We start from the raw sequence: 20,586 nt of genomic DNA on the forward strand, positions 1-20,586 counted from the left end.
AGGACGCGCTGCGTGGTATGCTCCTTCTCTACCTCGCCGACTGGAAAGGCGCTCTTGATCTTGATCGCCCACTTAGCGATGCGGACTGGCAAATAGCTTCCTGGGGGCCGTTTTCCTCAAAGGCTCTCTCTTGCCTTAGACGCAGCGATGCTTTCATTTCCAGCTTGGGTTCTCCGTCCGATATGTTGTCTGCAGACGAGGAGCGAATTGTTGCGAATCTTCGTGAGCGACTGGGTGGAAAGCCTACATCTGAACTGATGAGACTAGTTCAGTCCACGTTCCCCGTCTTAGTGGATGGAGCGCAAGCTGGGAGACCAACTGGATTGGACCTGCGCGAGCTTGCACATCGGTATAAGAAGGACTTCTCGCGGGAGCGTGAAAAGGTCGTTGCTTAGGGTTTGAGTTTATCTGAGCTGCAGTGGGCGGAACATTCGCAGGTATGGTCTTAAGATCAGGTGATCCGCTCTACTAAGGCTGACTCAACAACAACGACGAGCCTTTACCGGATTTTTTTAAGTCGGGATGTGGATCTAAGTTTTCTGCCCGCGAAAGAGCGGGACTCCTAAACCTCACGACTACGGTTCTGTATTGAGCATGAGAAGAGGAGCACCGTGTGCCCTTGAGCTGCCGAGACTGAACCTTGGGAGCAGTGGCAAGAGGCAGGTTCAAAGCAGACATTCAAGAATTGGCTTATGGGTGATCTCACGCTTAGCCTGAAAGCGCATCGAGTTACTCTCTGTGGTGCAGGAATAGCCCTGTCCGTCAGAATGATACTGTTCAATCAGTAATGCGATTATTTTGGGTTAGATCTGGTACGTCAGTACGCGACCAATCGCTCCACTTTGTCGAGAATTTGGAGACGATACTGCTCCCGATCATGGCCGTAGTGGAGACGTCTATGGCAATTTGGGCAGACTGCGACTGAATTCTCCGCCTTGTCTGGGCCACCCTCTGCAAGCGGCCGTACATGATGCACCTCAAGGAACGGATCGCCATAGATGTCGAGGAATGGAGCTGGACTGTCGCATGCTTCACAGCGTCCATTGCTAATCTCAAGCACCCACGCTCTGACTTCTGGATCTCTCTTATACTGCATCGACACTGTCGCAACGGCATCGGGTATTTCCCTCCCTTGTGGAGGTTGCACAGGCGGCTTCTTGCCAATGCGGGCCCGAGCGGCCCTCGTACGTTGCTCAAGTTCCGCACCAATTACAACGGGCTCATCGTTCGGTGTGCCGATCCAGGTCCTTTTCTCGAGCATCATACTGATGCGAGTTTTCACACCTTCGCCGACATTTGCGGCTGGCCTATAGCCGGAAAGCCATCTGAGTTGCCGGTCATTTAGTACAGCAGAGATGTTCTGCATGCGAAATTCAACGGAGCTGGCTGTGCGACCCGCCAGCGGTCCGTCTCGAAGTTCGCGGTTCATAGCTTTCTTGTTAAAGGCCTCCCCACGAATCTCGCGTTCAAGCATTTCAAGATATGCGTTCACAGCCGCTTCGAGTTCCTGGTCCGTCCATCCCCTACCATAGTCCATTTTGCGGCTGTTCTCCGCCTGATATAACTCAGCTCTAGTAACGTAAGATCGGGCGCAAGTCTGCTAATCTCGAGCCTCGACGACCATTAGCAGAGTTTGCACAACGGCAGTCCAGCATTCCCATGTGCATTGAACTTCCTGCGTAAACCAACATTGCGCGGGAAGTGGCGCCAACCGAGCGTGCAGCAGGCAGGCCACGATCATGGAAGAGAATGATTGAGCCTGTCTGCGATCGTTTGAGGCGCTCACCCACAGAATTCTCTGGTAGGAAGCAGGCTAATCGCGGTTCAGAATTCGGCGGAGCCGCTCCAAACCCTCTTCAGGAACCTGTTTGATTAGGTTGATCAAGAGATCATCCCCACTTCTTAGGACCTGATCGATGATCACAGTCTTATTCGCTTCGCTAGCACGAACCTCATCTTCATCAAGGTCCATTCCTCGCACGATAGCTCCGAGTCGAAGAGCTTCATTGAGTGTAATATCGTACTCGGCGCGAAACGATGCACCGCAATTTTGGCAGCTGTCTGCGCTGATTGGGTTTAGTTGGCCGCAGTCTTCACAGGTCTTGAAGCGCTCGGATCGAGCTGGAAAGTCGTTACCGCATTCTGAACAGGACGTTGCAGTCTTGGGATTTTCAGCTCCACATACCCCGCATAGTTTAGTCTGCCTCGGCCTCGACTCATCGACACGATCAGCTGGCCTCATCTCCATTTCCACGCGCCTTGCATATTCCTCAAGGATGCGGTGGGTTGGCATTACAACGTAAGCTCGAGAATAGTCGTCATCGCCCAGGCTGCGAACCACTCGCCCCATGGCCTGCCGGAACGCGAGTTCTGTCTGTGCGTAAGGGAGATACACGAGAACACGAAGCCGTTTGATATCCACGCCTTCAGAGATCATGCTGACGGAAACCAACCACCGCTTATTTGTGTTCTTGAAGCTGGCGATGCGAGCTTCAGCATTTGGAAGTTGGCTATGGACTAGAACGGGCTTCTCACCATCAAGAATCTCGAGGAGGTCTGCCATGTACTGCGCGACGGGGATGCTAGGTGCAATGATAAGGCCCCCGGCATTTGGGACTGTATCACGCAAATCATTCAGCTTGGAAATTCCCCATTCGAGCATCGAAGCTTGATAGGAATTCGTATCCGGCGTGACACCATCGGGTAGATACTTCGGCGTGCATGCAAGTTTGAAGAAGTCAAGAGCCTGCTGTAGACCCTTGATTCCTTTGAGGCTCTGCGGGATTGAGGGGCTATCCGTTCCAGAAACAGCAATCGCCTCTTCTCCGTTGTTCACAACAACCGAGAAACGTCCTTCGTGCCGGTGGAAGGTGATCGGCCTACAATAGCCTAACGAAACGGCCTCACCATAAGTAAGCGTATAAGAGCCTGCCTCTGGATGATCGATACGTCCATGGCTATCAAACGCCAGCCATACAGACTCTTGGCCATCTGATCGGATCGGTGTTCCAGTTAGAATAAGGGCATATTTCGCTTCCGCAAATGCGCTGTCCGCATCTGTTCCCCAGCTGGCCTGAACTGCTGCGTGATGATGTTCATCGCAGATAATCAGTGTGTTGGAACGCATACATACCTGTTGGAACGCGTCTTGCAGGCCCTGTATCGCAGCCCAGGTAGCGCAGAGGTCTGTACCGTAGTCATCCACCTCCCCATCCGCGCCTGTAACCCTAGTGACCGGTCTGCCTGTTACGAACTTGAACTCCTCAGCCCATTGGCGGACTACCTCAGCTCTCGGCGCAATTATTATTACGCGGTCGATCTCATTCATTTCGATGAGACGGCGTGCGATCATTGATGCGCATATAGTCTTGCCTGCGCCGGGAGCTGCGTTGATCAAGAAATGGCGATCCTGCCGAGTCTCGGTGAGCCAAGTGAGAGCCTTTCTCACTGCTGCGTCTTGCCAGGGCCTAAGCCGGATTGTCATATTTAGCTCCCTTGGATGTATTGCATTTCGGGCACAATGCTTGCCCGTTTTGTAAGATTGTTTCGCCGCCCTTTGAATGAGGACGTACGTGATCCGCGTGGAAGCGCTTCGGAAGCGGTGCCCCGCAGATGGAACACTGGTTTCCCGCCAGGATTCGGAGAATTGTCCGCTGCCTCTTTGAGAACAGACGCTTCATCGACTGATCCAGTACTCGGTCATTTGTATTTCGCGGATAGGTAGCTGCTCAGGCGGCTTGCACACGGCGTATTCATTGATCCGCCGCAAGATCTTCGCCATGGGAACTCGGTCCGACTTTATGAGAAAGCCATCTTTCTTGATGCGGTCGAATTCTGCATTCGGGTTTTGTACGCCGAAAAGTAACATGGCTTCTAGCAAGGAGACGCGCTCACCATTTAGCATGTGCTCGCGTAGCGCCATAGAAGGCTGATAGCTTGCGTTCGGCATTTCAGAAGTCCCACATCCTTTCGTCTACCCCTTGTAAGATAAGTTTTAACTCAAGCCATGCTTCAGGTCTGATACCATCCTCGTAATCCCCCGTGGCGCACAACCTATTCTCGACGCATGTGACCCGCCACGGCATTCCTTGAAAAGCGACCAAGAGTTCCTGGGAGAAATAGTTAGGGACTTGCCGCCGCTCCTTCTCAAGAATGTTAATGTATTCTTGTTTGGAAACCTCAACGAGTTGTTGAGCCGCTTGCATAAGCTCAGCGACGGAAAACTCCTCACCAAGATGTCGATGCAACTCCTCGAAAACCGAAACTACAAGCCGAATGCCCCTCAATCGAGGTGGCTTCGGTGTGACCTTAGATGGAGTTTCACTGAGGCTCACAGCACTCGACCAGAGGGAAGGAATTTGATCCGGTTCTGGAATATCGTATGCAGCAATCCGCTAGGCAAGTGAAACTAACGATTGAGAACTGATACCGATTTACCGCTTGCTGCCGCTCGTAAGAGCTAACTAGTTTGATTCATTCTTCAGGCCTTGGAGTAGAGTGCACCTTCCTAGTTGGACAGTTCAAAGTACAGCCAAGGGAATGTGTTGCCCTTATGGGATTAGAGCCTGTTTTCGACAGGGGAATTTGTGCAGATTTCGCGTGCGAGCGAGGTGTTCCTAGCTCTTTGGTAGTGGGGTGCCATCATTCCATAGAGGCTGAGATGTGATGTTCCCATGGAAGGCTGCACAGCACTCACCTGAGGTTAACGGAAGCGCCTTCACCTTTGCTGTCTTTTTGAGGAGGGCTTGGTCTACTACTCCTAGAATCATAGACATCGTAGGGCTCTAACTTCTTGACTACGGTTCTCTGGGAAAGCTGAAGGCTCCTGTCCCGAGCTGTTCTATCGTTTGCTCGTGCTATAGGGCATTTCGATTATTCTCATGAGCAGGCCACGATGGATATTCCACAGGAGCCTCCCACGAAGGTTGAAGTGGTTTTCGCCTATAGGCACCACCGTAAACAACAGCGCGGGCCGATCTTCGTTAGCTTGCTAAAGCAACTTTACAGAACGCTGCCGAACAAGTACACCTTTACAAGTTAACAAGGTGGGCTTCATGGCTGTCTACGGTTACACGCGCGTCAGCACACAGACACAAGCGGATGAGGGCGAAAGCCTTGGCGCACAACAGCGACGCGTCGAGGGCTATGCTCAAATGATTGACCTCACCGTCAATCGGCATTTCGTGGAGAGAGGCGTCAGTGGTTCAGTGCCCCTCGCTTCCCGTCCTGAGGGGGCTGAGTTGCTAGCGCTGGTGAAGCCCGGCGACACGATCATTACGCCCAAGCTCGACCGCATGTTTAGATCATCCCTGGACGCTCTGGAGGTTTTGGGCAAGCTCAAGGCTCGCGGTGTATCCTTACACATGATCGATCTCGGAGGCGATGTAACGGGCAACGGCATCTCCAAGCTGGTCTTCACGATACTGTCCGCTGTGGCTGAGGCTGAGCGTGATCGCATTCGTGAGCGCATCACTGACGTTAAGAAGGACCAAAAACAACGGGGGCGCTATCTAGGAGGAAAGGTGCCGTTTGGCTACAAGGTCGGATCTGACGGGGAGCTTGTCGAAGTCGCTGAGCAGCAGCAGGCAATCCGTGAGATGGTCGAGCTTAAAGCCCAGGGAAGGCCACTCCGCGCAATTTCAGAAGTTATGAAAGCTAAAGGTTACACAATCAGCCACGTTGCGGTGAAAGATATCATCCAGCGGGCTGCTCCTGACCCAATCTAATCGTCGCTCTAAAGCCTCTCATGTTGGTTGGCCTCGTCGTCAGGAAGGTAGGCCTTGAGAGCTTTGTCGGGAGCGGCCGTCTCCTTCTGGCGCGCATGGTAAGCACGCTGTTCTCGACGCTTGTTGGTATAGCGTGATACCAAGCCAGGAGAGATTTCCAGCACACTTGCGATCTGCTCGTGCGGCATGTCTGGATAGTGGTCCTTCATCCAACATACCTCCTCTTGTGTCGTCAGGGGAGACAATCGCACTGCTTTGAAAGCGATCAGTGTCGCTCGGGCTTCCGCTGGTCGAGGATCGCTGCAGCGTTCTTGCTGCAAATCAGCAACGGCCTCTTGCCAAACCTGATCGATCAAGACTTGTCCAGACGGACTGATAACATCAAAGGGGTATCCTGATTTTGGTCTGTTGATCCGTTTCCCAAAACCTTGCTCAACCGCACGCCGCGTCAGCCGATACCAGCCGTGACGTCCTTCTGATTGCAGAAGGCCCATATGGTGCAAAATGACCCTGATCTGTTTCGGACCTACATTGTAGAGATGTGCTAGTTCAGTCACTGTCACCCAGTTCCCGAGGCTGACCTCCTTAAGGTCGCCTGTAGAGCGATCAAGAGTTTCTGCTGTGTAAATCACGCGATTGAGTCCGTGTCCGAAAAGGCCCGTTCGCTGGGAGCACAAGCTGACTGATGGCAAGAGCGGTCATTTCCGGACCTGTAAATGTCATGGGTAATGTATTCAGATCAAAAGACCTGTGGGGCCTCTGACGAGATCGCGCCTACGAAGAAGTCGATCCCTTAGATGAATTTCACTTGGGCCAGAGTTAGCTTTGAGGTTTTACCTTCCACATCCCACCTTCTCGCAAAAGGATACCGTCGCGATAACAGAATGTGCTGGCAGAGAGGGCAGCTAGATCTTGGGTGCTTCTAGGCGCAACACACGAGACCAAACGCCAGTATGCGACCCCAGGAGTGGCTTGTGTAGGGCATATGAGCGGTCTCGCAGCATGCCGAGTGCGTCCGGGTCGAGCAGAGACTATCCCACCGGGCTATTCTCGTAAGCGCACTCGGCATGAACAAGGTTAAACGGTGAAGAACGGCACAACCGTATCCTCTGGAGAGATCACTTGGACATAGTTATAAAGCACCAAGTTTTCATCGACTTCGAGCGGCGCGTGGCTCCATGCCAGAGCCCAATCCCTCGCTTGGTGAGAGCGGAGCATAAGGAGAGAACCCTTCCGCGGCAGAGCTGTGACCTCTGTGATCGCATCGATGTAAATATTCGCTCCTGCCATGAACGGACTACCATTCTCGGGCGTGGGAAGTCGCTCCAGCTCTTGCCGCAGCTTGTCCGTGACCTCCTCATCAGAGCACGCTGGAATGTGGTAGTCGAAATAGCCATGGCGCTCCTGCTCACCTTCGCCTTCTGTAAAGGAGCAGTGAACGATGAAATGGTACTCACTGGGCGCGCCTCTGACGGCTGAGGCAGCATCTGTTCCGCCATGATCCAGCTGAGCGACAACCTCTTCGCACTTTTCACTTGGGAGCGTAACACCCATAGAGTTCAGGAGGCTCTGGAGCTGCTCGGCCTTTTGAGCGCAATCGTGAAAACGTCCATTCATAATCTTTCCTTCGGCGGTTTGATGTAGATTCATGCTCTGCGGATGAAGAGCGCAAAAACACGACAACTTGCCTAAAGAAAAGATGTCAGGTTGCCACTTTGCAAGAACGATAATTTGCCGCTAAAATTCCGAATAATACATGACAATTACGTTAGAAACGTAAATACGATATTTTAGATTTATATCATAAGGCGTGAAGACATTCTTATGTCCGGTCAGGATCTTCTCTCGATGCCGCCGATCACGTTAATCTTCTGACCTCGCGATCTTGTCGCCCTTGCGGGAATTACAAGAGAAACATAGGGGCTGTAGGTTATCAGAGCTGTTGCGGCCTCCTTTGCTAATCGGAATGATGTGATCTACCGTGACCACCGTCTTCCTTCCTTTGGGAAGCGGGATGTCTGCCCAATGCCGCCTGCATCCGGGGCAATAGGCATGCTGCGCTAGGAGATCCAGCCACTCACGAACGCTGTATTCTCCTTCGGCTTGAATTAGGCGCGCACGGCGGCGTTGAGCAAACACATGCCTGTTACACTCCTTGCACGCTGAGAAGTAGGTGCCTTTGCTCCTGCGAGTGAACCCAGAGTTAGGTAGAACTCGTCGACAGAGATAGCAGGTGCGGTGCGTTTCCGTGTGTGGGAGCCGCTGCTTGCCGCCTGTCCTGTTCCTAAGGATCTCTGTCAGACAATGCCTGCACATGCCGTAGTGCCGGTCGTCCACCCGCTGAATGAAATCGGCCTTTGACCGCTTTTTCGGGCATCGATAGCATGTGCTTGTATTGCCCATCAGCCGTCCGCATCTCCATTCTCTGAGCCGACCTTGAACAGCCTGACCGAACGCCTGCTCCACCCTGATCGCCTTTACAGCGCGTCAGAAGTACTCGCTCGCCCAAGTCTCGTCCCTGGGAGTGCTGGTGTCTATGCCTGGTATTTCAGTCAGGTGCCGAGCTTTGTGGATGCTGCTGCCTGTCACAGGCATGGTGATCACACGCTCCTGTATGTGGGCATCTCGCCCAAGGCTCCACCGACCAATGGCAAACCTCCAAGCCGATCCACGCTTCGCAAGCGCCTCCAGACCCATTACGGCGGGAATGCAGAAGGATCGACCCTGCGCCTGACCCTTGGATGCCTGCTGAGCGAACAACTCGGGATCAAGCTGCGGAGGGTTGGAAGCGGCACGCGCTATACATTCACGAATCCCGGCGAGCAGGTCTTGGATCGGTGGATGCAAAACCATGCATTTGTCGCTTGGGTGGCCACCGACCGGCCGTGGGAGTTGGAGAGCAGGATTCTGTCATCGGGACTATGCCTGCCGCTCAACATAAACGGCAATTCCCAGCCAGAGACGGTGGCTGCGCTCAGTGCCTTACGATCCAAGGCAAAGCAGCAGGCTAAGAACATGGAAGTCGTTGCGGATAATGGCGGTCCACGAAAGGCTCTAAGATTGTAGGTGCATTCAGCAGACGCTGGCACAGCAGCCTTCAGCCTTGCTTGCGAACCATACTGTTAAGCCAGATTTCGCTCTGTCTACCCGGCCGCACATCCCCCGTGCGCCACAGTTCAATGATCTGAAGGCCTCCAGCCTCGGCGATTACCTCTCGAAATGTCTCCTCCGTCAGATCGGTAAATCGGCGATCATCACTCTCGCGTTCTCCTGAGCCATACTTGAAGGATGTATATAGGATGCCGTCATTCCGCAGGGCCTTATGGCAACGGGCGAGTACGCTGGGGAGAGACACCCGAGGGACATGAAGGAGGGACGCACTTGCCCAGATCCCATCGAACTCCTCAGTCCACCCCATGTCATCAAAGGCCATGTGAAGTACAGGAAGACCTGTATGTTGAGCCGCACGCCTGACCATCTCAGTTGCAGCGTCGAACGCAGTCACATGGAAGCCGAGGTCCGCGAAGGCCTTGGCATCACGGCCAGATCCACAACCAGCATCCAGTACATGGGCTGAAGGTGGCAACTCACGGACGAAGCGAGCCTGAAGCTGGCTTAGATCCGCCGCGACAGTATCAGCAAAGAACTGATCAGCATTGCGCTCATAATAGTTGATGGACATCTCAAAACACCGGCGTGGCACGAATAATGGGCTTCCAGGTCGCTATACGATTCGTAATAGCCGCATTGAAGCACTTCTGGAGAAAGTCTGCCCGAGCAGATGCCGATTTTCCAGTCTGCCGCACAATAGTTTCTCCGAGTGGATGCTTACTCCCGATCAGGAACTCATTGCGGGTATGGAGGCGCTCCACAAGCTCCAGCGCTGGGACCAAATCGGATTTGCCGCTGACACCTCTGTTGCAGTCACGGCAGGCCAGAACCAGATTCCAGATCCCGTTAACGTTCCCAGGCAGTCGCGGCCCGAGCACATGGGGAAACACATGATCTACATCTGCTAGATCATTTGCCCCTGCGGTAATTCCGATCTGAGCAAAACAATAAAAACAGTGGCCCTTCTGATAGCCGTTCAGAGCATCGCGGGAGGATGTGACGCTGACCCGCCTCGGTTGGTTGAGCCCTTGTTCCTCCTCTCCGAACAAAGCAATGAGGCGTTCACCCTGATCGTCTGTTTCGATTAGTGGAACGCTTACGCCAGCCTCCCATGCCGTCTCCACTAGCCGCCATCGGCCCTCAACCTCCCTCTCCAGATCAGGGGCAATGCCCTCGTTGGCTAGACGGAAGAACTCAGAGGTCAGGCGGATGCCCTTCTGGGGCCGCTGCTCCTTATGGAAGAAGCGGACGCTCTCGCGCCCTCCGCCGAGATTGTGAAAAGCATCCAGCACATCGCCGAAACCATGCTTTACCGTCGCATCGCGGAGCTGGTCGTCGGAGTATACGCGGTCAATCCAACGCTGGCATTCCTGCAGGAAGGTACTCTTTTGGAACGTACCTTGCTTTGGAGCCTGCTTCAGGTGATCACACAACGCTCTCGCATATGGAGTGGCAAGTTCGTCTAGTCGGACGACGTCATCCTGATTTTTCCCTAGAGACAGTAAGGCTTGTCCCAATGCGAACTTGTACGATGCTGTGTTTCTTCCAAAAAGGATAACCGCACGCCAGTTGTCCTCAAGAGACGGGGTGGATGTCAGGAATGTCGGCACGGCAGATTTATATATTCTCGTCTGTTTGGGCGGCGGGATACCAGCACGAGGAGCAGCCGCCAGCTCGTCGAAGAGATACCATCCATTCACATGATTCCTAGTGCAAGACTACTCTCTCAATATGCAATCTGAGTTGCTCCAAGCGATAGCCTTCGCCGTAGCCCATCCCAACCGTGCGGGAACCCCAACCACCGATAGCATCCTGAATGTCCTGAGGTGCATTTACATGGCGTAGGCGATCCCGCATGGAATGACGGAAGGAATGGCTCGTCTTGTCCGTCTTGGTCACGGTCTGGAGCCATTTGTTGATGGTGTTGGAGGCGTAGGTGGCTTTGATAGCGCTGTCTGATGCATACCTTGGGAATAGCCATCCGCACTTACGACCAGACTTTCTACTGGCCTCCAAGGCTCTCTGAGCCGCCCAAAGCGCTACCCCGACCAAAGGCACTTTGCGTTCGCTGGCATCCGTCTTGAGGGTTCTGCCGAGCTTCTGGTGAGGCCTGATATGGACATGCGGGATGTCATGAGTCAGCGCCACGTCCTCAACACGTAAGCCCACGATCTCCCCCAGACGAGCCCCTGTATCTGTCTGAAGTGCGATAATGTGACGGATATCGTCATCCTGTTCTTGGCAGCTCCTGCCGATAGTCCGCAGCTCTTCCGCAGTGAAGGGTTCCCGATTCTCGGCGTCCTGCTCCTCGTTTGCAATGCGAAGCTTCTCAAACGGGTTCTTCACGGACCCAAGATCGAACTCGATCAGGCCCACGTTGAAGACAGCCTTGATGCGGTTGATCTCTCGCCGAACTGTCCCGGTTTTGATGCCCTTAGCGACGAGATGCTCTCGAACCGCGTTAGCGTCCTCCCGTCGGTATACGTTCAGAGGGAAGTCGCCCACTGCTGCAACGACATGTTGAATAGCGCGCCGGGTGTCCCTAGCGAACTTCTCCTGTTCACCCTTGTCATGGTTCTTGAGGTAGATCTCCAGTGCATCGGTCAGCAAGGCACAACGCTTCTTGGGATCATCCATGATGAGGCGGACAGCTTCCTTCTCTACAGGGGTGTAGAAGGACTCAGGCGGGAACAAGGAACCGAAGTTCTCGTCATTCCGTGCTCTCTGATAGTCGCTGTATCGGGAACCAAAATAGTCATCGAGAACGTCCACGACGTTCCCGTAGGCGACTTGGTTGGCACGAAAGCCATCGCCCGGAGCCAGGCCGAGTTTCTCGATGAGCGCTTCAGCACCCTCCCGCGCCTGGGCAGTAGTCAAACCCAATTCCTGACCCTCAGAAGATCTCAGGGATGCCCAAAGCGCATCATCCTTGGCCGCAAGAGCCGCAATCTTCTTAGCCGCAATGTGGGGCTGGTTCGTTTGCAGGCTGACCCTGCGGAAGCGCTTCTCTCCGTAGTGGCTCCGCAGATCCTCAGGGATTCGTCTGTAATAGAAATACACTCCGTTCTTCAGGAGTGAGTAGCGGACTGTCACGGCAAAAAACCCAGTATCGAGCAAACAAAAACCCACGGCGTATCACCTCATGTATCACCATGAGCGCCATGCAATCGGCCCTAAGACACTGGAAATAATGGCAAAACCAAGATGAACTTGGTGCCCCTGGCCTCTGTCTAACTTAGGCGCGAAAGAAGAATAAGCGCAATGCCTTCAGGGTTTTCATATTGCCTTGGAGGTACAAATGGCCGTACAAAGAAGAGAAAGAAGAAAAACGCGCGGCATGTTCATATCAATGACCAACGTTCAACTTACTAAGTTTGGAGTTTATCGCTATCGTAAGGGCGTTCCTGCTGATCTGCGTGAGGTTGTTGGTAAGCGTGAGATATTGAAGAGCCTTGGTACTAAAGATCAGCGAATGGCTCTTCTTAAGGCTGAGGCGTTGGATAAGCACTATGATGAGCTGTTCCGTAAGCTCAGAGCGGAACAGGCTAAGCCAATGGGTGAGCTTGAGAAGTTTGAGAAGGCTAGCGAGTTGGTTGCTGCTCTTGGTCCGTATCCTCATGAGTTGCGTTTTGAGGCTGCTGATTGGGTCGTAGGTGATAAGTACTCAGGGAAGTATTCAGGAGTGAGCGATTGGGAGCATAATGCTCCAAGAGACGAGAACTTCCGCATTACGAGCTATGCGATTGCGTTGGCGCAGGGAGACAACGTGCGGCCACGCCTTACGATCAAGGACGCCCTGACGCTCTACCTGCGAGACAGGCAGGACAAAGGCTCTGATAACCGAGCGAAGTTTGAGAAGGATCGGGAGCGGTCGGTTGACCGTCTGATAGCTCATTTGGGCGGGAATAGGTTCATCGGCGAAGTGAGCCGCCACGAAGCGCGTTCCTACTTTGAAAAGGTACGGAAAGCCTACAAGCCGGAAACAGCGAACAAGGAGCTATATCTTTTCAAGGCGATCTTTGACGCAGCCTATCGGGAGCTTGAACTAGAGAAGCGTAATCCATGGGAAGGGCTGCGGGTCCATGACAACGTGCCTGACAGAGATAAACGGGACTCATTCACGCTAGAGCAGGGCAGAGCAGTCATTGCCGTCCTCGCCCAAGCCAATGTGGATCTGAGAAGGGTTGGACTTGTCTCGGCTTTAACTGGAGCGCGTCTGAAAGAGATAAGCGGCCTAACCGCAGAGGATGTTGACCTAGAAGCGGAAACGCCTTCGTTAACCATCTATCCCAATGGCATCAGAACTGTGAAGAACAAGGCCAGTCAGAGGGTAATCGCCCCTGTGGGTCTTGCTCTTGATGCACTCAGGGAAGCGAAGGTGTCGCATCCGACGGGTCCGCTCTTTCCTCGCTACGCAGATGGAGCCAAAGGAGCGACTAGAGCATCGGCAGCCCTAATGAAGATGCTAAGGTCCAAGGCTAACATCAAAGATGAGCGTCTTGTCTGGCACTCATGGCGTCATACAGTGAAAGACTTGATGCGTAACGCTGGCGTCCCTCCTGATCTGCAAAACCGCATCCTGGGTCATACAGGGGACGGAGTGAGTGCAAACTATGGAAGGGGGCCAGACATTAAGCTACTGGCTGATGCTCTTGAGAAGGCACTAGAGCCATTGGTCATATGAGTGAGGAATAAGCAGCCAAGGACAGCGTCTATTGCTTGGTCTTCTCGCTGCTGTATTGCTTACCAAAGATGAAGCCTCCAACAGCGCCGAAGTACAGGAGGGCGTAAGGAAGATAGTCGCCCCAAATAAGCGCGACCAAAAGTTTCTCAGGGTAGGAGACGCCAAAGACAAGCAATACAACGTATGCCGCTGCCAGGAAGGTCATCATGATAACAGCGCCAATGAAGGCTCCAAAACCTGCTGCTACAAGAGTGTACATACTGCCCTTCGGCTCCATTCTTTCCTGCATAGTCCGGCCTGTTGCCATTCTATTTTTCAAGGCTACGCTTGAGTGCGTCTTTAAACTCGGAAGGGGTTGAGGCTCCTTCTTCCTTCCACGCTTGGAACGAGGCCGTAACCCACTTCTCCATATCGGCTGCTATTGCGGCAACAGGGAGCGGGGCAGCTGGAAGGGCCACTTGGGATGGATCGGTTAGTTTACCCTCTTGAATGTCCTTAACTATCAACATTGTCCAAGCATAACACTGTGATGATTTCTCTATAATTTTGCTCTTGTCGCTCTGATAGTTGATCGCGAGTGTCCGCACTTCGCGGTCGCGGACGGCGGCGGTAAAGCCATTTGTAATGTTCAATCCCGTGCGCTTCTCCGTCACTGCGCCAGCAATCGGGCGGAGTATCTGCTGAGCCGCTACTGCAAACGTACGCATCCGGCGACGACCGCGGAATCGCTGGCTGCAATGTGGTAGAGTACTGCCATGGCGATCGATCACGACAAGATCGACGAGGCGGTTCTCGCCCTGATGTGGCTGACGCTGCACGATGGATGCCGAGCCTGGAAGAGCTTTGATTGGGCTGTGACCGATCGGCTCTACGAGAAGGGGTTCATCTGCGACCCCGCCAACAAGACCAAGTCCGTCGTCCTCACCGAGGAAGGCTTGCAGAAAGCCGAAGAGCTCTTCAAGGCGCTGTTCACGCGATAGCCCTGAGCCTCAGGCCGCGGCTTGCTCGTCCCGCAGCGCCTTCCAGTTCCAGGGCAGGAGTTCGGCAAGGCGCTTGGCTGGATGCTCCGGCAAGCGCGCCAGAATGTCGGCCAGCCAGGCGCGCGGGTCGACCTCATTGAGCTTGCAGGTCTCGATCAACGTGTACAGCGCGGCCGCCCGATGCCCGCCCACATCCGAGCCCGCGAAGGTCCAGTTCCGGCGCCCGACGGCAATGCCGCGGATCGCTCGCTCGGCGGCATTGTTCGACAGGCAGACCCGCCCGTCCTCGAGGAAGAGCGCGAACGAAGACCAACGCCGCAGCATGTAATTGATGGCTTTGGCCGTCTCACTCTTGGGCGACAACCGTCCACGTTGCGCCCGCAACCAACTCTCCAGATCATCCACCAGAGGCTTGGATTGGGCCACACGGATAGAGCGTCGCTCGTCAGGCGGCCGGCCGATGATCGCGCGCTCGATCGCAAACAGCGCATCGATGCGCTCGACTGCCTCGATCGCGATCGGCCCCTTCTTCAACTCAGCCAGTTCAAAGAATTGGCGGCGTGCATGTGCCCAACACGCTGCCTCAGTCGCCGGGCCGGTCGCACGACCCGGTTCATACAGCTGTCCGAAGCCGGAATAGGCATCCGCCTGCAGGATCCCGCTGTAGCTCTTCAGGAAAGACTGCGGATGCTCACCCTTGCGATCGGCCGAGTAGAAGTAGACCGCAGCCGGCGGATCGGCGCCGCCAAAGGGCCGATCATCCCGCACCACGGTCCAGAGCCGGCCGGTCTTGGTCTTTCCCTTGGCCAGCACCGGCACCGGCGTGTCGTCGGCGTGCAGCCGCTCGGCTTTGAGGACATGCTCGGTGATCAGCGTGCTCAGAGGCTGGGTCGCCACCGCGACCGCACCGATCCAGTCGCACAAGGTCGAGACATCCAGATCGACCCCTTCCTGGGCAAACACTGTGCTCTGGCGGGTCAGCGGCAGATGCAGCCCGAACTTGCCGACCGTGATCTCAGCCAGCAAGTGGGGACCGGCGCGGCCGCGCGGAATGGCATGGAACGGCGCTGGTGTCTCAGTGATCGTCTCGCACGCCGCACAGCTGAACTTCTCGCGGACCGTCTCCACCACGACCCACCGCGCCGGGATGCGCTCCAGGGTCTCGCTCACCACCTCGCCGAGTTTGCGCAGGCCTCCGCCGCAGCAGGCGCACGCGGTCGGGCCAGGAAGGACAATGCGCCGGCGCGGCAGGTGTCCGGGCAAGGGCCTGCGGGCGGGCTTGGCCCGCTTCAACTCCTCAACCGTCCACTGGGGCGCCTCCGGCGCCGCGCCGGCATCCTTCGCCTCCGCTTCGGCATCCATGTGAGCGGCACTCTCCTCCAGATCCTCCAGAGCGAGCATCAGTTGCTCGAGACGGGCACTGCGTTCCGACGAGGTGCCAAAGTGCTGACGGCGCAACTTGGCGATCTGCAGCTTGAGCCGCTCGATCTCCAACTCCAGGGCATAGCGGGCGGCGTGGGCCTGGGTGACTTCGAGCCGGGCGACTTCCAAAGCAGCGCGAGCGATCTCCAGATCCCCCGCGCGGGCTTCGGCCGCCAGACGGGCAGCGCGCTCGGCGCGGATCATCGCGTGAGCGTCAGCCAGACTGGTGGGAAGCGGATCAGGGTGATTTGCCACGTCTCCAGTGTGCCACGGAAGCGTTGCATGGCAAGGCTTTGATACTCATCCGGCCGCAGTCGGACGCCAGGTCTGCTGGGGATTACGCCAGTCGATGCCTTCCAAGAGATAGCCCAACTGCGCGGTGGAAATCGCCACCGTGCCGTCGGCCGGCGAGGGCCACAGAAAACGACCCCGATCAATGCGCTTCGAGAACAAACACAGGCCCTGGCCGTCATACCAGAGGACCTTGATCAGATCGCCTCTGCGGCCACGGAAGACAAACAGGTTGCCCGAATGCGGATCACGTTTGAGCGCCTCCTGCACGAGTAGGGAGAGGCCGCCGAAGCCCTTCCTCATATCGGTGTGGCCGGTGGCGAGCCACACGCGCACGCCGGTCGGGACCGGAATCATGCCAGGCTCTCCACCACCTGCAGCACCCGCCGCAGCGCCTCGGCATCGACCTCGCGGTCCACGCGAATCCGTCGCCCGTGCCTCAAGACGATCTCGATCAAGCCGGTGCGCCGCGGTGGTGGTGCTATCGGCGTGGTCTGCCCTGGGACGGGTGTGATCTCGACCGGCACGAAGGCCGGACCAGCGTCGCCAAGCCGTCCTTCGCGGGCCAGCCGGCGCCAGGTGAAGACGACACTGGGCGCGAGACCATGGCGGCGGGCCACTTCGGTCACCGTCACGCCCGGGTGCATCGTCTCTTCCACGATCTGGAATTTGTCTTGGACGCTCCAGCGCCGCCGGCGCTCTGTGCCGAGAACTTCGATCTTCATCGATCTACTGACCTTAAAGCGAGCCTTAAGGTCAGAACGTCACGCGCAAACCTCACTCTCACAAGAGGGCACACGCCGGGTGCTTACCTGCAAACTGCACCAGCTTCTCTTGCTCGGGGTTCTGCTTAACAGCTGTCAGGATTAGGAATATGGCTGAACAAGAGTAAGCTTCTCGCTCTAGCGGTGTTGCTTCTTCCCATCGCCATGCGGCTGCTGCCTGACGCCAATCTGATGTTGATTTAGTTTGGGCGGATGCAGAGGTGATTACGGACGTAACGATTACCGCTCCAAGGATTGCTCTCGCCTTCAACATCAACAGGTTCCAATCTTCTCTATGCCGCACAGGATGCGGGACAACTGGTTGGGAACTGAAGGCCGAGGCTGACAAAAGACAATGGGGCAGTGAGGTTATGCAAACCTATTTTGCTTTTGGTCATGCTGTCCGGGGCTTTGGAGAGGGCGCAGGAACCTCTGCTTGCGCCCTAAGGGCGTTCCGTACAGGATAGCTTCAAAGATACGACGAGGGGCACAATGAAGTGGGGTTTGGTTCTCGCAGCAGTTGGGGGAGCTTTCATTCCGAGTCTGGCAGTAGCGCAGGACGTAACAAGTGGAAATGGTCACTACATCCACTGCAAGAATTGGATGGATCGCTCAGCAGGTGGTGACCCGTTTATGAAAGGGGCTTGTGCCGGAATGGTTAACGCTCTGATGCTGAGTGGTCCGTATTATCCTGACGCAGGAAAGTTTTGTCCGCCAAGTGCTGCGCCAGTGCGCCAAGGTGTTCGCGTGGTGGTGTCCTACATGGACAAGCATCCAGGGGAAATGCACGAAAACCTCTTTATCTTGGCGCATAAGGCGATGCGTGAGGCTTGGCCCTGCAAGGAATAGCGTTGGGGGTTGCGTAGTCGGCTCTTAGTCGGAAGCCTCTTGAGCGGAGAAGGTGCATTCAAAATTTTTATGCAAAATCGTCTGAGCCGATCCTCTCGTGCGGGTTGAAGTACTATCCCCCGTGCCCCTTCAAGCGATTTAACCATCACCGAGTGGCACTGTGCAGTACCCTTAAATAGGATACAAAGCTGATCTTAAATCAATTCAACCAAGGGAATAATTTAGTTCCAATCACCGGAAAACGTTCATAGTCTACATTCGTAATAACAATGTAGATGGTGCATAACATCGTATAAATACTCAGGATGTTCCGGATTATAAAAACAGACTTAACTGATGATTGGAGGGCGTGCTCAGGGATTGATGCTTTAATCTGTAGTTCCTTCAGATAATAATCCGCAGCGACATAGAGGGCTATAGTCAAGAAAGCATTAGTAAGTGCTGCGAGCTGCCACCAAGGAATTTCATTCGGAGCGACGAGTGGAGCAACAAGACTCCAGAGCATAGAAGGTTCTATCCAGACCCGAAGTTCTGCCCAATGATACGACAAGAACAGCTTCGTAAAAAACAAAGCAATAATTAATACAGAATAGACACGCGTGACGAGCATCACATCTCTGCGGACCAACCTTTGCATCGTTTGAACGATGGAGCTAGCGTCTGCTGCTGGGCGGACTACCCAAAGCAGTGGGCTCCAAAGTACGCTAGTTGACTTCAACGACAGGCGATAGACGATGGCAGGAATAACAAGGAATACCATCCCAGCGCAGTAAGCGATTGCGATCAAATATCGTCCAGGAAACTTTAAGTACGATAAATCTTCATAAATTAAGTTGTGTATCAGCTGACTATTCTTGAATTCCTTTATATACTTCAAACTCACAGAATTGTCTGGTACGCCTTCCACTCCAGGGATTAGTTCTGGAGTGCGCATAATATCAACATAGAGAACAGCCTTACGCCAGTTATAGGCAATGCTTCCCAATGACTCAAGTGGATGCCTGAGCACTCCTAAGATGGTAGCAGCCACTTTGCATAAGGTGAATAAAATAAGAGTTACTATAACATAAGTGAGAAGGAAAAGAACGTACAGAGGCGTTAGAAATACTATGAATGAATATCTTACATAATTACTATAATTTCCTTCCGCAAAAAGCCTATTTATATTAGGTATGAAACTGAACACTTCCTCTACAAATAATGATGCCCAGTTTCCGAACCTTAAGCCTAATTCAGTTGAATATTTTGTTCGTAGAAGCAGAAATGGGGCAAGTGACGCTGAAACAGCAATATGGATAATACTGCCTGTGCGCCAGTATATCAGGTAGCTTATCACGGCAGCAAGCAAAGTTTCTCCTACCGCTAACGCTGAAATCTCCTCCATTTCTACAGAATTATCAGTTGACCATAGACGCATTGTAGCTACCTGAACGTTGAACTCTCGCAATTGCGAGTTAGATGTAACTGTCGCGACTGCCAAGCGGCATACGAGAGAAAGCTCCGATTTAACAAAACTATCGTTAAGCCTTGCCCTAGCGATAGCCGCTCCAAGCTTGAGCTTGCCCTATCATATGAATGGGTATTGACTTTTGATAGCTGTCCTATCACAAACTCCTTTACTCTATTGATAGGACGAGCAGTCATGATCATCGGTTATGCGCGAACCAGCACCACGGACCAGAAGGCGGGATTAGAGGCTCAGGAGCGCGATCTAAGAGCTGCTGGGGTTGAGCGTATCTTTCAGGAGCAAATCAGCGCCACAGGGCCGCGCAAGGCTTTTGCTGATGCTCTGGATTACGTGAGGGATGGCGATACGCTGATCGTAACGAAGCTGGATCGGTTGGCGCGGTCGGTTGCTGACTTGGTTGAGATTACTAAGCAGCTTGAGGCTAAGGGTGCATCTCTGCGGGTTCTCAACCTCAACCTTGATACTGAGACTCCAACCGGAAAGCTGATGCTGAACCTGCTGGGTTCTATCGCTCAGTTTGAGCGTGAGCTGATGCTTGAGCGTCAGCGTGAGGGCATCGCTAAGGCAAAGAGCGAAGGCAAATACAAGGGCCGTAAACCTACAGCCAAAGCTAAGATGGAGGACGTTCTGCGCCTAGTTGAGAATGGCCTGAGTCGTGAGCAGGTAGCGAAAGAGCTTGGGATAGGGGTGGCGAGTGTTTATCGGGTTCTGGCATCGGCACGGAGCTAACCTCTGTCTCTTGAGCGGTCACGATAATCGCGGGTTTCTCAGAGACTAGCTGACGGATCAGCGACACCACTTCTCTTACTTTGTAGGGCTTGGGGATGAACCGAGCCTCTGGCGCTACGCTGTTAAACCCTGGTGGCAACGCCCCCGAAGTCACTAGGACAGCGATGTGCGGATATTGCTGCTGAGCCAGTCGGGCTAGGTCAAAGCCATTCATTGTTCCAGGCATTGTCACATCGGTAAAAAGTACACGAATATCGTTGCGGATTTTCAGAACTGACACAGCATGATCAGCAGACGGAGCTTCAATAACCTCAAAGCCTTCCTCTTCAAGCGTATCCGCCGCGATGGCTCGCACAAGAGGGTCATCCTCAACGACAAGCACTATGATTGAGGACGCAAGCGGCTCCGATACTCCCACGAACTGATTAGACATAGTGCGGACACCGGAAGGCTTAGTACTTGAACCGGGGCAAATTAGAGCCCTCATCGCATTTGGCAATGTGAGGAAACTGCTATGGCTAAAACTAAGTATAAAGGGTCAAGCCCACAGCTAAGGATAGAG

The 20,586-nt window shown here is 54.2% G+C and carries 23 protein-coding genes; 6 read left to right on the forward strand and 17 right to left on the reverse strand.

The window, feature by feature from the left end; genetic code table 11:
* Nucleotides 1-817: 817 nt before the first annotated feature.
* The 4 genes from U0023_RS05910 to U0023_RS05920 form a co-directional block, all read right to left on the reverse strand.
* Nucleotides 818-1,537 carry an HNH endonuclease gene (locus U0023_RS05910; RefSeq protein ID WP_009763261.1) on the reverse strand — a complete coding sequence of 240 codons (720 nt, stop codon included), beginning with the start codon at nt 1,535-1,537 and terminating at the stop codon, nt 818-820.
* Nucleotides 1,538-1,813: 276 nt separating this feature from the next.
* Complete coding sequence (locus U0023_RS05915; protein WP_009763260.1) at nt 1,814-3,484, reverse strand: DEAD/DEAH box helicase; 1,671 nt, start codon at nt 3,482-3,484, stop codon at nt 1,814-1,816.
* A complete protein-coding gene (locus U0023_RS35515; RefSeq protein ID WP_083861434.1) occupies nt 3,468-3,680 on the reverse strand; it encodes an HNH endonuclease in 213 nt (70 codons plus the stop codon). The genes U0023_RS05915 and U0023_RS35515 overlap by 17 nt, the downstream gene beginning before the upstream one ends.
* Nucleotides 3,677-3,949: a helix-turn-helix domain-containing protein gene (locus tag U0023_RS05920; protein WP_009763259.1), complete on the reverse strand. Its 273-nt coding sequence runs from the start codon at nt 3,947-3,949 to the stop codon at nt 3,677-3,679. Before U0023_RS05920 ends, U0023_RS35515 begins: the two co-directional genes overlap by 4 nt.
* A 1,105-nt stretch (nt 3,950-5,054) precedes the next feature.
* Between U0023_RS05920 and U0023_RS05925 the strand changes: the two genes are divergently transcribed.
* Nucleotides 5,055-5,726, forward strand: a complete 672-nt coding sequence (locus U0023_RS05925; protein WP_009763257.1) for a recombinase family protein — start codon at nt 5,055-5,057, stop codon at nt 5,724-5,726.
* Between the two features lie 8 nt (nt 5,727-5,734).
* Here the strand turns inward: U0023_RS05925 and U0023_RS05930 are convergent, their stop codons facing one another.
* The 3 genes from U0023_RS05930 to U0023_RS35520 all read right to left on the reverse strand — a co-directional run bounded on the left by U0023_RS05930 (nt 5,735) and on the right by U0023_RS35520 (nt 8,129).
* Nucleotides 5,735-6,358: a hypothetical protein gene (locus U0023_RS05930; protein ID WP_154661123.1), complete on the reverse strand. Its 624-nt coding sequence runs from the start codon at nt 6,356-6,358 to the stop codon at nt 5,735-5,737.
* 445 nt (nt 6,359-6,803) lie between these two features.
* Nucleotides 6,804-7,376: a hypothetical protein gene (locus U0023_RS05935; RefSeq protein WP_154661122.1), complete on the reverse strand. Its 573-nt coding sequence runs from the start codon at nt 7,374-7,376 to the stop codon at nt 6,804-6,806.
* A 213-nt stretch (nt 7,377-7,589) separates the two neighbouring features.
* Nucleotides 7,590-8,129, reverse strand: a complete 540-nt coding sequence (locus tag U0023_RS35520; protein ID WP_083861433.1) for an HNH endonuclease — start codon at nt 8,127-8,129, stop codon at nt 7,590-7,592.
* Nucleotides 8,130-8,162: 33 nt separating this feature from the next.
* Between U0023_RS35520 and U0023_RS05940 the strand changes: the two genes are divergently transcribed.
* On the forward strand, nt 8,163-8,792 hold the full coding sequence (locus U0023_RS05940) for a GIY-YIG nuclease family protein (RefSeq protein ID WP_009763254.1): 630 nt from the start codon (nt 8,163-8,165) through the stop codon (nt 8,790-8,792).
* Nucleotides 8,793-8,823: 31 nt separating this feature from the next.
* Here U0023_RS05940 and U0023_RS05945 read toward each other — a convergent pair whose 3' ends face one another.
* Genes U0023_RS05945 through U0023_RS05955 form a run of 3 tightly spaced genes read right to left on the reverse strand, consistent with a single transcriptional unit; the run spans nt 8,824 to nt 11,897 of the window.
* Nucleotides 8,824-9,408, reverse strand: coding sequence for a class I SAM-dependent methyltransferase (locus U0023_RS05945; RefSeq protein ID WP_040638668.1), 585 nt, complete (start codon nt 9,406-9,408; stop codon nt 8,824-8,826).
* Between the two features lies 1 nt (nt 9,409).
* Nucleotides 9,410-10,537: an HNH endonuclease gene (locus U0023_RS05950; RefSeq protein WP_009763252.1), complete on the reverse strand. Its 1,128-nt coding sequence runs from the start codon at nt 10,535-10,537 to the stop codon at nt 9,410-9,412.
* Nucleotides 10,538-10,544: 7 nt separating this feature from the next.
* Nucleotides 10,545-11,897 carry a phage integrase gene (locus U0023_RS05955; RefSeq protein ID WP_154661121.1) on the reverse strand — a complete coding sequence of 451 codons (1,353 nt, stop codon included), beginning with the start codon at nt 11,895-11,897 and terminating at the stop codon, nt 10,545-10,547.
* 238 nt (nt 11,898-12,135) lie between these two features.
* On the opposite strand from U0023_RS05955, the gene U0023_RS05960 reads away from it, so the two are divergent.
* Nucleotides 12,136-13,521, forward strand: a complete 1,386-nt coding sequence (locus U0023_RS05960) for a site-specific integrase (RefSeq protein ID WP_009763250.1) — start codon at nt 12,136-12,138, stop codon at nt 13,519-13,521.
* A gap of 28 nt (nt 13,522-13,549) precedes the next feature.
* On the opposite strand, the gene U0023_RS05965 is transcribed toward U0023_RS05960, so the two are convergent.
* Nucleotides 13,550-13,780, reverse strand: a complete 231-nt coding sequence (locus U0023_RS05965) for a hypothetical protein (RefSeq protein WP_154661120.1) — start codon at nt 13,778-13,780, stop codon at nt 13,550-13,552.
* A 49-nt stretch (nt 13,781-13,829) separates the two neighbouring features.
* Nucleotides 13,830-14,228, reverse strand: a complete 399-nt coding sequence (locus U0023_RS05970; protein WP_009763249.1) for a hypothetical protein — start codon at nt 14,226-14,228, stop codon at nt 13,830-13,832.
* 48 nt (nt 14,229-14,276) lie between these two features.
* Here U0023_RS05970 and U0023_RS05975 point away from each other — a divergent pair, with 48 nt between their 5' ends.
* Complete coding sequence (locus tag U0023_RS05975; RefSeq protein WP_009763248.1) at nt 14,277-14,501, forward strand: DUF6429 family protein; 225 nt, start codon at nt 14,277-14,279, stop codon at nt 14,499-14,501.
* A gap of 9 nt (nt 14,502-14,510) precedes the next feature.
* On the opposite strand, the gene tnpC is transcribed toward U0023_RS05975, so the two are convergent.
* The 3 genes from tnpC to tnpA all read right to left on the reverse strand — a co-directional run bounded on the left by tnpC (nt 14,511) and on the right by tnpA (nt 16,939).
* Entirely contained in the window at nt 14,511-16,127 is a 1,617-nt protein-coding gene (gene tnpC / locus U0023_RS05980; RefSeq protein ID WP_009763247.1) for an IS66 family transposase, read from the reverse strand.
* A 96-nt stretch (nt 16,128-16,223) separates the two neighbouring features.
* On the reverse strand, nt 16,224-16,571 hold the full coding sequence (tnpB, locus tag U0023_RS05985; RefSeq protein WP_009763246.1) for an IS66 family insertion sequence element accessory protein TnpB: 348 nt from the start codon (nt 16,569-16,571) through the stop codon (nt 16,224-16,226).
* The gene (gene tnpA / locus U0023_RS05990; RefSeq protein ID WP_009763245.1) at nt 16,568-16,939 is read right to left on the reverse strand and encodes an IS66-like element accessory protein TnpA; all 372 of its coding nucleotides are present in this window, start codon (nt 16,937-16,939) and stop codon (nt 16,568-16,570) included. The genes tnpB and tnpA overlap by 4 nt, the downstream gene beginning before the upstream one ends.
* A 531-nt stretch (nt 16,940-17,470) precedes the next feature.
* Here tnpA and U0023_RS05995 point away from each other — a divergent pair.
* Nucleotides 17,471-17,827, forward strand: coding sequence for a Rap1a/Tai family immunity protein (locus U0023_RS05995; protein WP_009763244.1), 357 nt, complete (start codon nt 17,471-17,473; stop codon nt 17,825-17,827).
* A gap of 199 nt (nt 17,828-18,026) precedes the next feature.
* Here U0023_RS05995 and U0023_RS06000 read toward each other — a convergent pair whose 3' ends face one another.
* Nucleotides 18,027-19,244: a hypothetical protein gene (locus U0023_RS06000; RefSeq protein ID WP_009763243.1), complete on the reverse strand. Its 1,218-nt coding sequence runs from the start codon at nt 19,242-19,244 to the stop codon at nt 18,027-18,029.
* Nucleotides 19,245-19,469: 225 nt separating this feature from the next.
* Between U0023_RS06000 and U0023_RS06005 the strand changes: the two genes are divergently transcribed.
* The gene (locus tag U0023_RS06005; protein WP_009763242.1) at nt 19,470-20,024 is read left to right on the forward strand and encodes a recombinase family protein; all 555 of its coding nucleotides are present in this window, start codon (nt 19,470-19,472) and stop codon (nt 20,022-20,024) included.
* On the opposite strand, the gene U0023_RS06010 is transcribed toward U0023_RS06005, so the two are convergent.
* On the reverse strand, nt 19,906-20,511 hold the full coding sequence (locus tag U0023_RS06010; RefSeq protein WP_009763241.1) for a response regulator: 606 nt from the start codon (nt 20,509-20,511) through the stop codon (nt 19,906-19,908). The two genes, U0023_RS06005 and U0023_RS06010, sit on opposite strands and share 119 nt — an antisense overlap.
* Nucleotides 20,512-20,586: the final 75 nt, after the last annotated feature.

The organism is Microvirga lotononidis (genome assembly GCF_034627025.1).
GTDB classification, from domain to species: domain Bacteria; phylum Pseudomonadota; class Alphaproteobacteria; order Rhizobiales; family Beijerinckiaceae; genus Microvirga; species Microvirga lotononidis.